The sequence below is a fragment of the Pseudomonas pohangensis genome, assembly GCF_900105995.1.
Classification (GTDB): domain Bacteria; phylum Pseudomonadota; class Gammaproteobacteria; order Pseudomonadales; family Pseudomonadaceae; genus Aquipseudomonas; species Aquipseudomonas pohangensis.
Window position 1 is genome coordinate 1,685,742 of sequence record NZ_LT629785.1, and the last position, 15,261, is coordinate 1,701,002.

Here is a 15,261-nt window from a genome sequence, read left to right on the forward strand (position 1 = left end):
GCGAGGCAGTTATGCGCCTGTTCTTTGCCTTGCCCTGCCCTGATCAGGTGGCTGCCAGAATAGTCAGCTGGCGTGACGGACTGGCCCTTGACGGCAGCCCTGTGCGCGCCGAAAACCTGCATGTAACGCTGGCTTTTCCAGGCCTGCAACCAGCCGACAAACTGCCGGCACTAATACGCCTGGCGGCATCCATCGAAGCTTCAGCCTTTTTGCTGCAACTGGATCAGTTACGTTGCTGGGCCGACGGCTTGTTGCACCTGGCTCCCGGGAAACGACCCGGGGCTTTGTTGAATCTCGCCAGCCAGCTGCAGCAGAAGCTCGACGCCGAGGGATTCAAACTGGACCAGCGCGAGTATCTTCCACACCTGTCGCTGGCCCGTAACTGCACGGTACCGGTGTCTGTTGCGCCCCCCGCCTTTTGCTGGAAAGTAGAAGAATTCGCGCTTTTCCATTCGCAATCCCGGCCCGGCGGTGTGCATTACGAGGCGCTGGCCAGCTGGAAGCTGCAACTGGCCGAGTAACAGCGCAACGCATTTTCACCGTCACATGCGGTTGTTCGCGACATTTCGCAGAAAACCTGCAACCGCATCCGCTGCCGTTTGCATATGCTGCTCATGGGTAAAACCGGAGCGCTTGAGTGGCTTGAAATCGTGGTCGGCTGCTTCCAGCCAGTGCATCTGGATAGCGGATGAAAGCCGGTAACCCTCGACTGTCTGCCGCTTGCCCATCGGATCCCGCTCTCCCTGCACAATCAGCGTGGGCGTAAGCAACCCCGACAGATGGGCCACCCGCGGCGTATCCGCCTTGCCAATGGCATGAAACGGGTAACCCAGACATACCAGCGCGTCAGCCGCCAACTCATCAGCCAGCATACTGGCCATGCGTCCGCCCATGGACTTGCCGCCTATGGCCAGAAAACCCGGATAGCTGCTTCTGACCTGGTGATAAACCTGCTTCCAGCAGTCCAGCAACAGGTTCCGGGGGTTGGGTGGCCGGCGAATTCCGTCATCACGTCTGGCGGCCATGTACGGGAACTCGAAGCGCAACACGCGGATATCCCTCTGCGCCAGGTTCGCAGCCATGGTCTGCATGAATCCGCTATCCATCGCTGCACCAGCACCATGCGCCAGCATCAACGTCGCAACAGGCTGATTTTTTGGGGAATTTTCAAGAAACATGTTTGCTCCGGTCAGCTCCAGACGTTGATACGAGTCAATATTTTCCTTCACCCGTTCACTTAGTATCAGCTTGTTACAAAAACACTCTGCCAAAAAACCGTGGATGGAAGCCATTAAATGAGCACAGCAACCAGTACCACCTACAACTACAAGGTGGTCCGCCAATTCGCCATCATGACGGTGGTGTGGGGGATCGTCGGGATGCTTGTTGGCGTCGTAATCGCCGCCCAACTTGCCTTTCCTGAACTTAACCTGGGACTCCCCTGGACCAGCTTCGGACGGCTGCGACCGTTACACACCAACGCAGTGATCTTTGCGTTTGGTGGGTGTGCACTGTTCGCCACCTCTTACTACTCCGTGCAGCGTACCTGCCAGACCCGCCTGATATTCGACAAACTGGCGTCGTTTACCTTCTGGGGCTGGCAACTGGTCATTCTGCTGGCGGCTATCAGTCTGCCCATGGGCTGGACCAGTTCCAAGGAGTATGCCGAACTGGAATGGCCGATCGACATTCTGATTGCTGTGGTCTGGGTCAGCTATGCCATCGTGTTCTTCGGCACCATCATGAAGCGCAAGACCAAGCACATTTACGTGGGCAACTGGTTCTTCGGCGGCTTCATCCTGACGGTTGCCCTGCTGCACATCGTCAATAACCTCGAACTGCCGGTCAGCCTGACCAAGTCCTACTCGCTCTATTCCGGCGCTACCGATGCCATGGTGCAGTGGTGGTACGGCCATAACGCGGTAGGTTTCTTCCTCACTGCCGGCTTCCTCGGCATGATGTACTACTTCGTGCCCAAGCAGGCTGGCCGCCCGGTTTACTCCTACCGCCTGTCGATCGTGCACTTCTGGGCGCTGATTGCCGTCTATATCTGGGCCGGTCCGCACCACCTGCACTACACCGCGCTACCGGACTGGGCACAATCCCTGGGCATGGTGATGTCGCTGATTCTGCTGGCACCCAGCTGGGGCGGCATGATCAACGGCATGATGACCCTCTCCGGCGCCTGGCATAAGCTGCGCACCGACCCGATCCTGCGCTTCCTGGTGGTGTCCCTGGCCTTCTACGGCATGTCCACCTTCGAAGGCCCGATGATGGCGATCAAGACCGTCAACGCCCTGTCCCACTACACCGACTGGACCATCGGCCACGTACATGCCGGCGCCCTCGGCTGGGTGGCCATGGTATCGATGGGCGCGCTCTACCACATGATCCCGAAAGTCTTCGGTCGCGAGCAGATGTACAGCGTCGGTCTGATCAATACGCACTTCTGGATGGCTACCATCGGCACCGTGCTGTACATCGCCTCGATGTGGGTCAACGGTATTGCCCAGGGTCTGATGTGGCGTGCAGTCAACTCCGACGGCACCCTCACCTACTCCTTCGTCGAAGCACTGGAAGCCAGTCATCCGGGTTTTGTAGTACGCCTGGTAGGTGGCGCCATTTTCTTTAGCGGCATGCTGGTCATGGCCTACAACACCTGGCGCACCGTGCGTGAAGCCAAGCCGGCTGAATACGAAGCCGCCGCGAAGATTGCCGCCGAGGTAGCCCACTGATGAAAAAGCACGAAATACTCGAAAAGAACATCGGCCTGATGGCGCTGTTCATGGTTCTGGCCGTCAGCATCGGCGGCCTGGTACAGATCGTGCCGCTGTTCTTCCAGGACGTCACCAACACCCCGGTTGACGGCATGAAGCCACGCAGCGCGCTGGAAATGGAAGGTCGCGACATCTACATCCGTGAAGGCTGCGTCGGTTGCCACTCGCAGATGATCCGTCCGTTCCGTGCCGAAACCGAACGTTACGGCCACTACTCGGTAGCCGGTGAAAGCGTCTGGGACCACCCGTTCCTGTGGGGCTCCAAGCGTACCGGTCCGGATCTGGCCCGCGTTGGCGGCCGCTACTCGGATGACTGGCACCGTGCGCACCTGTACAACCCGCGCAACGTCGTGCCCGAGTCGATCATGCCGGCTTACCCGTGGCTGGTGGAAAACACCCTCGACGGCAAGCTGACCGGCGCCAAGCTGCAAGCCATGAAAACCCTCGGTGTGCCTTACACCGATGAGGACATCGCCGGAGCTGGTGACGCCGTCAAGGGCAAGACCGAAATGGATGCACTGGTGGCCTTCCTCCAGGGGCTCGGTACCAGCCTGAAGAACAAGCGCTAAGCCGATGGACAGTTCTTTTATGGACATCGGAACCCTGCGCGGACTCGGCACCCTTCTGGTACTGGTCGCATTCGTCAGCGTGACCCTCTGGGCCTACAGCGGCCGGAACAAGGCACGCTTTGACGAAGCCGCCAATCTGCCGTTTGCGGACGAACCCGTGCACAAAATAGCGCAAAAAGAACAACTCTCTAGGAGTAACAACCAATGACCGCGTTCTGGAGTTGGTACATCACCATTCTGACACTGGGCACCATAGTCGCGCTGCTCTGGCTGATCTTTGCCACCCGCAAGGGCGAAAGCAAAGGCACTACAGACCAGACCATGGGGCACGCCTTCGACGGTATCGAGGAATATGACAACCCGCTGCCCAAGTGGTGGTTCATGCTGTTCATCGGCACCATCGTCTTCTCCATCGGCTACCTGATCCTTTATCCGGGTCTTGGCAACTGGAAAGGCATCTTGCCTGGATACGAGGGTGGCTGGACCCAGGACAAGCAATGGCAACACGAAGTCGACAAGGCGCAAGCCGAGTACGGCCCGATCTTCGCCAAATATGCAGCCATGCCGATCGTCGATGTCGCCAAGGATCCGCAAGCCCTGAAGATGGGTGGTCGCATGTTCGCCACCTATTGCTCGATCTGCCATGGCTCGGACGCCAAGGGTGCCGTTGGCTTCCCCAACCTGACTGACAATATCTGGCGCTGGGGCGGCACTCCGGACGACATTCAGGCGAGCATCCTCAATGGCCGCCATGCTGCCATGCCGGCTTGGGGCGCCATTCTCGGTGATGCCGGCGTAAGGAATGTTGCCGCCTATGTCCGTCAGGATCTGGCCGGCTTGAAGCTGCCTAAAGACAGCAATGCCGATGCAGCTGCCGGCAAGCAGCTTTTTGCCACCAACTGCTCCGCCTGCCATGGTGCGGAAGGTCAGGGCATGGCGATGATGGGAGCTCCTGATCTGACCAAGCCTGCCGGTTTCATTTACGGTACCAGCCTGATCCAGCTGGAGCAGACCATTCGTAACGGCCGCAACGGACTGATGCCAGCCCAGGAGCAATACCTCGGCGCTGACAAGGTGCATATTCTGGCCGCGTACGTTTACAGCCTGTCCCATCAGGAAACCGAACAAGCCAGCAAATGATGTACTGCCAGCAGCACCGCCCGGTGCTGCTGACTCCACCGACCAGACCAGCTCTCCCGGTTAAACCAGCGTTCTACCACCTCCCCCCTGCACCTTGTGCGTCCTGCTCCACTCCTGCTCTCCGGCCACCCCCTGAAACACTCCCGTCTGCGACAATTCACCGCAGAACAGTCCGCCACTACCCGTCGCACTTGCCATTCGGCGGCAATTGTTTGCGGATTCAGCATGAGTTCAGGCAATAACAGAAAGTCTGGTCTACCCTTGAATTCCTAGCGTCAAGCTCGGTTTTCACTGCAATTTCACTGCGTATCAAGGCCAAAAACTCGCCATCATTTCAGCCAGCCGCTGAATCATTGGTGTTTTGCCCGGCGCAGGCGGGTTTGCAATGCGAAATGCCTTTCTCCATACTTGCCGCCGTTTTTTCCCAACTGTAACCGAAAGTTACAGCGCACCTGCCCAAACCTGGAAATTTCTAGCATGAGCACAGCACTGAGTCCCACTGCTTACAACTACAAAGTGGTCCGCCAGTTTGCCGTTATGACGGTAGTCTGGGGGGTTATTGGCATGTTGGCTGGCGTTTTGATTGCGTCCCAACTGGTATGGCCCGAGCTCAATTTCGGAATACCATGGCTGAGCTTCGGTCGCCTGCGACCTTTGCACACCAACGCGGTGATCTTCGCGTTTGGCGGCTGTGCACTGTTCGCCACGTCCTACTATGTCGTGCAGCGCACGTCACAAGCCCGACTCATTTCCGATGGTCTGGCGGCGTTTACCTTCTGGGGCTGGCAAGCAGTGATCATCGGTGCGGTGATTACCCTTCCTCTTGGCTACACCTCCTCCAAGGAATATGCCGAACTGGAATGGCCGATCGATATCCTGATCACCCTGGTGTGGGTGACCTACGCGGTTGTATTCTTTGGCACCATTGCCAAGCGCAAGACCAAGCACATTTACGTGGGTAACTGGTTCTTTGGCGGCTTCATCCTGACGGTTGCCCTGCTGCACGTAGTCAACAGCATGGAGTTGCCGGTTTCAGCGTTCAAATCCTATTCCGTCTATTCCGGTGCTACCGATGCCATGGTGCAGTGGTGGTACGGCCATAACGCGGTAGGTTTCTTCCTCACTGCCGGCTTCCTCGGCATGATGTACTACTTCGTACCGAAGCAGGCCGAACGCCCGATCTACTCCTATCGCCTGTCCATCGTGCACTTCTGGGCACTGATTACCGTCTATATCTGGGCCGGTCCGCACCACCTGCACTACACCGCGCTGCCGGACTGGGCCCAATCGCTGGGCATGGGTATGTCGCTGATTCTGCTGGCACCCAGCTGGGGCGGCATGATCAACGGCATGATGACCCTCTCCGGCGCCTGGCATAAGCTGCGCACCGACCCGATCCTGCGCTTCCTGGTGGTGTCCCTGGCCTTCTACGGCATGTCCACCTTCGAAGGCCCGATGATGGCGATCAAGACCGTCAACGCCCTGTCCCACTACACCGACTGGACCATCGGCCACGTACATGCCGGCGCCCTCGGCTGGGTGGCCATGGTATCGATTGGTTCGCTGTATCACCTGATTCCCAAGGTCTACGGCCGCGAGCAGATGTACAGCATCGGGCTGATCAACACGCACTTCTGGCTGGCTACTGTCGGCACCGTGCTGTACATCGCCTCGATGTGGGTCAACGGCATCACCCAGGGTCTGATGTGGCGTGCAGTCAACTCCGACGGCACCCTCACCTATTCCTTCGTCGAGTCGCTGGAAGCCAGCCATGCCGGCTATCTGGTGCGCGTAATTGGTGGCGCCTTCTTTGCCTCGGGCATGCTGTTCATGGCCTACAACACCTGGCGCACCGTGCGTGAAGCCAAGCCGGCTGAATACGAAGCCGCCGCGAAGATTGCCGCCGAGGTAGCCCACTGATGAAAAAGCACGAAATACTCGAAAAGAACATCGGCCTGATGGCGCTGTTCATGGTTCTGGCCGTCAGCATCGGCGGCCTGGTACAGATCGTGCCGCTGTTCTTCCAGGACGTCACCAACACCCCGGTTGACGGCATGAAGCCACGCAGCGCGCTGGAAATGGAAGGTCGCGACATCTACATCCGTGAAGGCTGCGTCGGCTGCCACTCGCAGATGATCCGTCCGTTCCGTGCCGAAACCGAACGTTACGGCCACTACTCGGTAGCCGGTGAAAGCGTCTGGGACCACCCGTTCCTGTGGGGCTCCAAGCGTACCGGTCCGGATCTGGCCCGCGTTGGCGGCCGCTACTCGGATGACTGGCACCGTGCGCACCTGTACAACCCGCGCAACGTCGTGCCCGAGTCGATCATGCCGGCTTACCCGTGGCTGGTGGAAAACACCCTCGACGGCAAGCTGACCGGCGCCAAGCTGCAAGCCATGAAAACCCTCGGTGTGCCTTACACCGATGAGGACATCGCCGGAGCTGGTGACGCCGTCAAGGGCAAGACCGAAATGGATGCACTGGTGGCCTTCCTCCAGGGGCTCGGTACCAGCCTGAAGAACAAGCGCTAAGCCGATGGACAGTTCTTTTATGGACATCGGAACCCTGCGCGGACTCGGCACCCTTCTGGTACTGGTCGCATTCGTCAGCGTGACCCTCTGGGCCTACAGCGGCCGGAACAAGGCACGCTTTGACGAAGCCGCCAATCTGCCATTTGCGGATGAGCCCACAACAAAGAAAAGTAAAGAACAAGCTTCTGGGAGTAAGAGCGAATGACCGCGTTCTGGAGTTGGTACATCACCATTCTGACACTGGGCACCATAGTCGCGCTGATCTGGCTGATTTTTGCCACCCGCAAGGGACAACGCGCGGACACCACTGAGCAGACTGTCGGACATTCATTCGATGGTATCGAGGAATTCGACAATCCACTGCCGAAATGGTGGTTCATGCTGTTTGTTGCCACCATCATTTTTGCGCTGGGTTACTGGGTAATTTATCCAGGTTTGGGCAACTGGAAGGGTATCCTGCCGGGCTATCCAGGTGGCTGGACACAAGATAAGCAATACGACCATGAAATGGTCAAAGCTGAAGCAGAATATGGCCCGATCTACGCCAAATATGCTGCGATGCCGCTCACCGAAGTCGCCAAGGATCCGCAAGCCCTGAAGATTGGCGGCCGCCTGTTTGCCTCCAACTGCTCGGTTTGCCACGGTTCAGACGCCAAAGGCACTTACGGCTTCCCCAACCTGACCGATGATATCTGGCGCTGGGGCGGCGAACCGGACGCCATTCAGGCCAGTATTCTGAATGGCCGTGAAGCAGCCATGCCGGCCTGGTTGTCCATTCTGGGTAACGATGGCGTCAAGAACGTTGCCGCCTATGTCGTCAGCGATCTGGCCGACCGCAAGCTGCCCGAGGGTGCCAAGGTTGACGTAGCTGCAGGCAAGGCCTTGTTCAGCACCAACTGCTCTGCCTGTCACGGTGCCGAAGGGCATGGCAATCCGGCGATGGGTGCGCCAAACCTTACCCAGCCGGCTGGCTTCATCTATGGCACCAGCCTGGCCCAGGTCGAGCAAACCCTGCGCTATGGTCGTCACGGCAAAATGCCGGCGCAACTGGAGTTCCTCGGCAAGGACAAAGTGCACTTGCTGGCGGCCTATGTTTACAGCCTGTCCCATGACAAGCAAAAAACAGAATAAGCAAATTACTTTCTGTTCTATTGAGCGGCGTCAGGGGAAACCCGGCGCCGTTTTGCTTTAATTCCTCGTGAAATCAGTCGAGACCCGGCGACCATAGGTCGCAGACTGACTGTAGACAGGGCGGCGTATCATCTGTAACGCAGGCCCTTTTGCTTCGGCTCCGAGTACTTTTCACTACCCGAAGCCATCACCAACGGATGCGGTACGCAGTAATGAGCGAAAAAATTCCCGTTAAGGACGTAACCCCGACTTCAGCAAAAACAGTCGAGTACACCGATCTCTATGCCAGCCGGGAGAAGATTTATACCCGCTCGTTTACCGGTTTTTTTCGTAATCTGCGCATTTCCGGCGGAGTTTTCCTGTTCATTCTGTACTTCGGCACAGTCTGGCTGAACTGGGGTAATCGCCAGGCGATCCTCTGGGATCTGCCTGAACGCAAGTTCTATATTTTCGGTGCGACCTTCTGGCCACAGGACTTTGTCCTGCTGTCCTGGAGTCTGATCGTCTGCGCCTTCGGCCTGTTCTTCATCACGGTTTTCGCCGGGCGCGTCTGGTGTGGCTACACCTGTCCGCAAAGTGTTTTTACCTGGGTCTACATGTGGGCAGAACGGGTAACCGAGGGTGAGCGCAACCAGCGCATGAAACTCGACAAACAACCCATGAGCAGCGCCAAGTTCCTGCGCAAATCTGCCAAGCATGGCATCTGGCTGTTGGTCGCGCTGGCCACCGGCCTGACCTTTGTCGGCTACTTCACGCCCATCCGCGACCTGATACCCAGCCTGTTCGACGGCACTGCCGATGCGTGGGCGTATTTCTGGATCGGCTTCTTTACCCTGGCCACCTACGGCAATGCCGGCTGGTTGCGGGAAAATGTCTGCATCTACATGTGTCCCTATGCCCGTTTCCAGAGCGTGATGTTCGACAAGGACACCCTGATCGTTTCCTACGACACCAGCCGCGGCGAATCACGTGGGCCGCGCAAACGTGATGCCGACTACAAGGCCAGCGGCCTGGGTGACTGTATCGACTGCAAGATGTGCGTGCATGTCTGCCCTACCGGTATCGATATCCGCGATGGCCTGCAGATCGAATGCATCGGCTGTGCCGCCTGTGTCGATGCCTGCGACAGCATCATGGAGAAAATGGGCTACCCGAAAGGACTGGTCAGCTACACCACCGAGCACAACCTCTCCGGGCAGACCACACATATGCTGCGGCCACGCCTGATCGGTTATGCCATCGCCCTGCTGACCATGGCCAGCCTGCTGGCGGTTGCGGTATACATAAGGCCGCTGGCCGGGCTGGATGTTCTCAAGGACCGCGTGCTCTATCGTGAAAATGAAGAGGGCCGGATTGAAAACGTCTACGTCCTGAAAATCATGAACAAGGCACAGCGCCAACTGACATTCCGCATCGAGGCAGACGGCCTGGAAGGTCTGGTCTACGAAGGCAAGCGCGAAATCGTGGCCGCCGAAGGTGAGGTGCTGTCGTTGCCGGTAGAATTGTCGATTGATCCGGAAAACCTGCCGTCCAGCACCAATGATATCGAGTTCCGTATCCAGGCAATCGAAGATCCGAGCATTACCGCCGACTCCGAAAGCCGCTTTATCGGTCCGGCAGTCCGGTAGAATCTGCTGGCGTTTGCCCCGAATCACTCGGGCAAACGCCAGCTGCCCTAACTCCAAGGAATTCCATGCACAGCAATACCCCTGTTCAACCCTGGTACAAAGAGTTCTGGGCCTGGTTCATCATCGCCATCCTGGTGTTCGCCGTGGTCATCGGTCTGACACTGGTGTACATCTCCATCAAGGGTGGCGACACACTGGTAGTCAGTAACTATTACGATGCCGGCAAGGGGATCAACCAGTCTCTTGAGCGCGAAAAGCTGGCTGAACGGCTCGGCATGAGCGCCGAACTGACGCTCGACAATGTAACCGGCAGCGCAGAGTTGGTACTGAATGGCATCAGCCGCCCGCAAGTGCTGACGCTAAACCTGATTTCACCAACCCAGGCGGAAAAAGATCGCCGCGTAATTCTGCAACCCGTAGACAGCAACATTTACCGCGGCATCCTGCAGGATGAAGTCAGCGGCCGGCGCTTCGTCGAGGTGCTCGGCCTCGAAGAGGGCAAGGAATGGCGCTTGTTTGACGAGGAAGAACTGGCACCTGGCCAGGTGATCCTCATCGGCAACTGAGCCACCCGTGGCCACGCCCCTTCCGTGCTATCACTGTGGCTTGCCGGTCCCCGCTGGCAGCCGTTACCGCACTACCGTGCTGGGTGAATTGCGCGAGATGTGCTGCCCGGGCTGTCAGGCCGTAGCCGAGGCCATTGTCAGTGGCGGGCTGGAAAGCTATTACCTGCACCGCAGCGAAACTTCAGTCAACCCTGACTCGCTGTCGCGAGCCGTGCCTGACGAACTGATCCTGCTGGACCGTGCGGACATCCAGCAGCCTTTCGTTGCGCATCAGGGGGCGGTTGCCGAGGCCAGCCTGCTGATCGAAGGTATCAGTTGCGCAGCCTGCGGCTGGCTGATCGAGAAACACCTGCGCGGCCTGCCGGCCATCGCCGAAGCCAATCTCAATCTGTCCAATCACCGTCTGCAAGTGCGCTGGGCCGACAGCCAGCTGCCGCTCAGCCAGCTGCTCGGTAGTTTGCGCAGCATCGGCTATGTCGCCCATCCGTATCAGGCTGACCGCGCAGCTGCGCAACTGCACGCAGAAAATCGCCGGGCGATCCGCCAGCTCGGCGTAGCCGGTCTGCTGTGGATGCAGGTGATGATGGCCAGCATGGCGACCTGGCCCGAGTTCAATCTCGACCTTTCAAGCGAAATGGACCAGATCCTGCGCTGGGTCAGCCTGTTTTTAACCACGCCGATCGTTTTTTATTGCTGCACGGATTTTTTCAAAGGCGCCCTGCGTGATCTGCGTACCCGCCACCTGACCATGGATGTGTCGGTATCGCTGGCCATCGGCGGTGCCTATCTGGCCGGCATCTGGGCCACCATCAACCGCAGTGGCGAGCTGTATTTCGATGCGGTCGGCATGTTCGCCCTGTTTCTGCTCGCCGGACGCTATCTGGAGCGACGTGCGCGGGAGCGCACCGCCGCCGCTACGGCGCAACTGGTCAAGCTGCTGCCGGCATCCTGCCTGCGCCTGGACCCGTCCGGCCAGAGCGAACGCATTTTGCTCAGTGAACTGTCGCTGGGCGACCGGATACTGGTGCCGCCCGGCGCCCTGTTACCGGCCGACGGCATCATCATCGAGGGGCAGTCCAGCGTTGACGAATCGCTGTTGACCGGTGAGTACCTGCCGCTGCCGCGCAACAGCGGCGATGCAGTTACCGCCGGCACCCTGAATGTCGAAGGGCCGCTGACCATCGAAGTCGCGGCGCTGGGTGACAACACACGGCTGTCCGCCATCGTCCGCCTGCTTGAACGCGCCCAGAGCGAAAAACCCGCGCTGGCCCAGCTGGCTGACCGTGTGGCCCAGTGGTTCCTGCTGGCGGTGTTGCTCAGTGCCGGCGTGGTTGGTCTGGTCTGGTGGCAGATTGATCCGGACCGCGCATTCTGGATCGTCCTCGCGTTGCTGGTTGCCACCTGCCCCTGCGCCCTGTCGCTGGCCACCCCGACAGCCCTCACTTCCGCTACCGGCAGCCTGCACAAGATGGGCCTGCTGCTGACCCGGGGGCATGTTCTGGAAGGTCTGGGGCGGATTGATACGGTAATTTTCGATAAAACCGGCACCTTGACCGAGGGCCGCCTGACCTTGCGCGAAGTTCGCCAGCTCGCTGAACTGGATACCGATAGCTGTCTGGAACTGGCCGCCGCACTGGAAAATCGTTCGGAACACCCGATAGCCAAAGCATTCGGCCGGGCACCACAGGCGGCAGAGAATGTTCAGGTCAGCGCCGGACTGGGTCTGCAAGGCCAGGTTGGTGAGCGGCTGTTGCGCATTGGTCAGCCGGATTATGTCGCGCAACTGGGCAAGCAGCCTGCTCCTGCGATCCCTGACGAACATGGCCAGTGGCTACTGCTCGGCGACCGGTCCGGGCCACTGGCCTGGCTGGTGCTGGATGATCACCTGCGTAGCGACGCCGTTGACCTGATCAACGCCTGCAAACAGCTCGGCTGGAAAACCCTGCTGTTATCCGGTGACAGCTCGCCAATGGTCGCCGAGGTGGCCGGACAGCTGGGCATTGCCGATGTGCGTGGCGGTCTCACCCCCAACGACAAGCTGGAGGTACTGCGCCAGCTGCATCAGCAAGGTCACCGCGTGCTGATGCTCGGCGATGGCGTCAATGATGTGCCGGTACTGGCGGCTGCCGATATAAGTGTGGCCATGGGCAGCGCCACCGATCTGGCCAAAACCACTGCCGATGCCGTGCTGTTGTCCAACCGCCTGGACAGCCTGGTGCAGGCCTTTGCCATGGCCAAACGCACCCGCCGCATCATCCTCGAGAATCTGCTCTGGGCCACGTTGTACAATGCGCTGGTTCTGCCGTTCGCCGCACTGGGCTGGGTCACGCCGGTGTGGGCCGCGCTGGGCATGTCCGTCAGCTCCCTGCTGGTGGTACTCAACGCCCTGCGCCTGACGCGCAGTTGAATTCGCCCTTACCCACCGGAGCTAGCATGCCCGCCCTGTACGTCATGATTCCCATCGCCGTGATCATTGTCGCCCTGGCCATCTGGCTGTTCTTCTGGGCGGTGGATAGTGGCCAGTACGATGATCTGGAAAGCCCCGCTCACAGCATTCTCTTTGATGACGAAGATCCGGCACACCAGGCCGGTATCGAGGAGGCTGAAGGCAGGCAGGACACTCCCCGTGACTGAACTGTTACCGCAACTGGCTTCGGCGCTGATTCTCGGCTTGCTTGGCGGCGGTCACTGCCTGGGCATGTGCGGCGGCCTGATGGGGGCGCTGACCCTGGCCATACCGCCGGAACAGCGCAACCGGCGCCTGCAACTGCTGCTGGCCTACAACGCCGGTCGCATCTGCAGTTACGCCATTGCCGGCCTGCTGCTGGGCCTGGCTGGCTGGGCGGTGGGCAACAGCCCTGCAGCCATGCTGCTGCGGGTTGCCGCCGGATTGTTGCTGATCTGCATGGGTCTCTATCTGGCCGGCTGGTGGAGTGGCCTGACCCGCATTGAAAGCCTTGGCCGGCATCTGTGGCGGCACCTGCAGCCCCTGAGCAAGCGCCTGATGCCGGTCAGCTCGATCCCGCAAGCCCTGTGTCTGGGCGCGATCTGGGGCTGGTTGCCGTGCGGTCTGGTCTATAGCAGCCTGCTCTGGGCAGCCAGTCAGGGCTCACCGCTGGATAGCGGGCTGCTGATGCTTGCCTTCGGTCTCGGCACCCTGCCCGTGCTACTGGCGACCGGTCTGGCAGCAGAACGCCTGACCAGCCTGTTGCGCCGGCGCAGCGTGCGCCTGGGGGCCGGTTTACTGGTCATGCTGTTCGGCCTGTGGACCCTGCCCGGCCCACACCAGCACTGGCTGATGGGTCATTGAGCAGGCTGCCGCGACGCAAGCAGCACCTCTGGCAGCCCTGCTGTCGGCCATAGAAAGCGCCGCAGCTGTGCGCAAACCCGGCGCGCGCAAGGCACTGCAAGCAACGCAGGATGACGTCCGCGCTATCCGAATGCCCGACTATTCCGCTCGTTGATTCAGATCAAAACGTCCGAAACCCCTGCTGCCTAGACTGCCGGTCATTGTCTGCCCATCCGGACCTGTAAGCATGCTTGATGCCATACGTTGGGATACCGACCTGATTCGCCGCTATGACTGCGCCGGACCTCGGTATACCTCCTACCCAACCGCCGTACAGTTTCATGGCGATATCGGTTCATTCGAGCTGCTGCAAGCCTTGCGTGACAGCCGCAAAGCCTCACGCGCCCTGTCCCTGTATGTGCACATACCGTTCTGCGCGAACATTTGCTACTACTGCGCCTGCAACAAGGTCATTACCAAGGATCGCGGCCGCGCCCAGCCCTATCTGGAAAGTCTGGCCCGCGAAATGAAACAGCTGGCGCATCATCTGGGCGCGGATCAGATCGTCGAACAATTGCACTTTGGCGGCGGCACACCGACTTTCCTCAGCCATGATGAATTGCGCTGGCTGATGGCCGAAATCCGCAGCCACTTCAACCTGCTGGACGATGACAGCGGCGACTACAGTATCGAAATCGACCCGCGCGAAGCCGACTGGGCCACCATGGGCCTGCTGCGCGAACTGGGCTTCAACCGGATCAGTCTTGGCGTACAGGATCTCGACCCGGATGTGCAGCGCGCGGTAAACCGCCTGCAAACCCTGGAGCAGACCCGCGCCGTACTGGATGCCGCGCATACCCTGCAGTTCCGCTCGGTCAACATCGACCTGATCTACGGCCTGCCCAAACAGACCCCGGAAAGCTTTGCCCGCACCGTGGCCGAAATCATCACCCTGCAACCTGACCGCCTCTCGGTGTTCAATTACGCTCACTTGCCTGATCGTTTCAAACCGCAGCGGCGTATCAATGCCGAGGATCTGCCCAGCCCCGGCGACAAGCTGCGGATGCTGGAAAACAGCATCGAACAACTGACAGCGGCCGGTTATCGTTACATCGGCATGGACCACTTCGCCCTGCCTGACGATGAGCTGGCCAGCGCACAGGAAGATGGCACCCTGCAGCGCAATTTTCAGGGCTACACCACCCACGGCCATTGCGACCTGATCGGCTTCGGGGTGTCCTCGATCAGCCAGATCGGTGACCTCTACTGCCAGAACAACAGCGATATCAACGCTTACCAGAGCAGTCTTGACAGTGGTCAGCTGGCCACCGCGCGGGGACTGCAATGCAATGCCGATGATTGCGTGCGGCGCGCGGTCATTCAACAGCTGATCTGCTCCTTCAGCCTGGACTTCGCCAGCATCGAAAACGCCTTCAAAATCGAGTTCCGCAGCTATTTCAACGATTGCTGGCCGGCGCTTCAGCAAATGGCCAGGGACCAGCTGATCAGTCTCACGGCAACAGGCATAGATATCCTGCCCGCCGGTCGATTGCTGGCGCGCTCGGTATGCATGCTGTTTGACCACTACCTCAACGAACAGAGCCGGCAACGCTTCTCGCGGGTCATCTGA

At 59.4% G+C, this 15,261-nt stretch carries 16 protein-coding genes; 15 read left to right on the forward strand and 1 reads right to left on the reverse strand.

All coding sequences use genetic code 11. The features are described 5' to 3' along the window. The first annotated feature begins 11 nt into the window (after nucleotides 1-11). Entirely contained in the window at nucleotides 12-521 is a 510-nt protein-coding gene (gene thpR, locus BLT89_RS07885) for an RNA 2',3'-cyclic phosphodiesterase (RefSeq protein ID WP_090194012.1), read from the forward strand. A 21-nt stretch (nucleotides 522-542) separates the two neighbouring features. Here the strand turns inward: thpR and BLT89_RS07890 are convergent, their stop codons facing one another. Continuing rightward, entirely contained in the window at nucleotides 543-1,178 is a 636-nt protein-coding gene (locus BLT89_RS07890) for an alpha/beta family hydrolase (protein ID WP_090194013.1), read from the reverse strand. 117 nt (nucleotides 1,179-1,295) lie between these two features. Between BLT89_RS07890 and ccoN (BLT89_RS07895) the strand changes: the two genes are divergently transcribed. The 14 genes from ccoN (BLT89_RS07895) to hemN all read left to right on the forward strand — a co-directional run bounded on the left by ccoN (BLT89_RS07895) (nucleotide 1,296) and on the right by hemN (nucleotide 15,261). Beyond that, complete coding sequence (gene ccoN / locus BLT89_RS07895) at nucleotides 1,296-2,735, forward strand: cytochrome-c oxidase, cbb3-type subunit I (protein WP_090194015.1); 1,440 nt, start codon at nucleotides 1,296-1,298, stop codon at nucleotides 2,733-2,735. Then, a complete protein-coding gene (ccoO, locus tag BLT89_RS07900; RefSeq protein WP_090194017.1) occupies nucleotides 2,735-3,346 on the forward strand; it encodes a cytochrome-c oxidase, cbb3-type subunit II in 612 nt (203 codons plus the stop codon). The genes ccoN (BLT89_RS07895) and ccoO (BLT89_RS07900) overlap by 1 nt, the downstream gene beginning before the upstream one ends. 19 nt (nucleotides 3,347-3,365) lie before the next feature. Beyond that, nucleotides 3,366-3,554, forward strand: a complete 189-nt coding sequence (locus BLT89_RS07905; protein ID WP_090198824.1) for a cbb3-type cytochrome oxidase subunit 3 — start codon at nucleotides 3,366-3,368, stop codon at nucleotides 3,552-3,554. After that, entirely contained in the window at nucleotides 3,551-4,486 is a 936-nt protein-coding gene (ccoP, locus tag BLT89_RS07910) for a cytochrome-c oxidase, cbb3-type subunit III (RefSeq protein WP_090194018.1), read from the forward strand. Before BLT89_RS07905 ends, ccoP (BLT89_RS07910) begins: the two co-directional genes overlap by 4 nt. Before the next feature lie 477 nt (nucleotides 4,487-4,963). Continuing rightward, nucleotides 4,964-6,406: a cytochrome-c oxidase, cbb3-type subunit I gene (gene ccoN / locus BLT89_RS07915; protein ID WP_090194020.1), complete on the forward strand. Its 1,443-nt coding sequence runs from the start codon at nucleotides 4,964-4,966 to the stop codon at nucleotides 6,404-6,406. Next, nucleotides 6,406-7,017 (forward strand): cytochrome-c oxidase, cbb3-type subunit II, encoded by a 612-nt coding sequence (gene ccoO, locus BLT89_RS07920; protein WP_090194017.1) that lies wholly within the window; start codon nucleotides 6,406-6,408, stop codon nucleotides 7,015-7,017. Before ccoN (BLT89_RS07915) ends, ccoO (BLT89_RS07920) begins: the two co-directional genes overlap by 1 nt. 19 nt (nucleotides 7,018-7,036) lie before the next feature. Next, nucleotides 7,037-7,222, forward strand: coding sequence for a cbb3-type cytochrome oxidase subunit 3 (locus tag BLT89_RS07925; RefSeq protein ID WP_090198826.1), 186 nt, complete (start codon nucleotides 7,037-7,039; stop codon nucleotides 7,220-7,222). Continuing rightward, nucleotides 7,219-8,148, forward strand: a complete 930-nt coding sequence (gene ccoP / locus BLT89_RS07930) for a cytochrome-c oxidase, cbb3-type subunit III (protein ID WP_090194022.1) — start codon at nucleotides 7,219-7,221, stop codon at nucleotides 8,146-8,148. The genes BLT89_RS07925 and ccoP (BLT89_RS07930) overlap by 4 nt, the downstream gene beginning before the upstream one ends. A 212-nt stretch (nucleotides 8,149-8,360) precedes the next feature. Beyond that, nucleotides 8,361-9,776: a cytochrome c oxidase accessory protein CcoG gene (gene ccoG / locus BLT89_RS07935; RefSeq protein ID WP_090194024.1), complete on the forward strand. Its 1,416-nt coding sequence runs from the start codon at nucleotides 8,361-8,363 to the stop codon at nucleotides 9,774-9,776. Nucleotides 9,777-9,841: 65 nt separating this feature from the next. Beyond that, nucleotides 9,842-10,342 carry a FixH family protein gene (locus BLT89_RS07940; RefSeq protein ID WP_090194026.1) on the forward strand — a complete coding sequence of 167 codons (501 nt, stop codon included), beginning with the start codon at nucleotides 9,842-9,844 and terminating at the stop codon, nucleotides 10,340-10,342. A gap of 7 nt (nucleotides 10,343-10,349) precedes the next feature. Next, complete coding sequence (locus BLT89_RS07945) at nucleotides 10,350-12,749, forward strand: heavy metal translocating P-type ATPase (RefSeq protein ID WP_090194028.1); 2,400 nt, start codon at nucleotides 10,350-10,352, stop codon at nucleotides 12,747-12,749. A 26-nt stretch (nucleotides 12,750-12,775) separates the two neighbouring features. Next, complete coding sequence (gene ccoS / locus BLT89_RS07950; RefSeq protein ID WP_090194030.1) at nucleotides 12,776-12,976, forward strand: cbb3-type cytochrome oxidase assembly protein CcoS; 201 nt, start codon at nucleotides 12,776-12,778, stop codon at nucleotides 12,974-12,976. Then, nucleotides 12,969-13,652, forward strand: a complete 684-nt coding sequence (locus BLT89_RS07955) for a sulfite exporter TauE/SafE family protein (RefSeq protein ID WP_090194032.1) — start codon at nucleotides 12,969-12,971, stop codon at nucleotides 13,650-13,652. Before ccoS ends, BLT89_RS07955 begins: the two co-directional genes overlap by 8 nt. A gap of 226 nt (nucleotides 13,653-13,878) precedes the next feature. Further along, entirely contained in the window at nucleotides 13,879-15,261 is a 1,383-nt protein-coding gene (gene hemN, locus BLT89_RS07960) for an oxygen-independent coproporphyrinogen III oxidase (protein WP_090194034.1), read from the forward strand.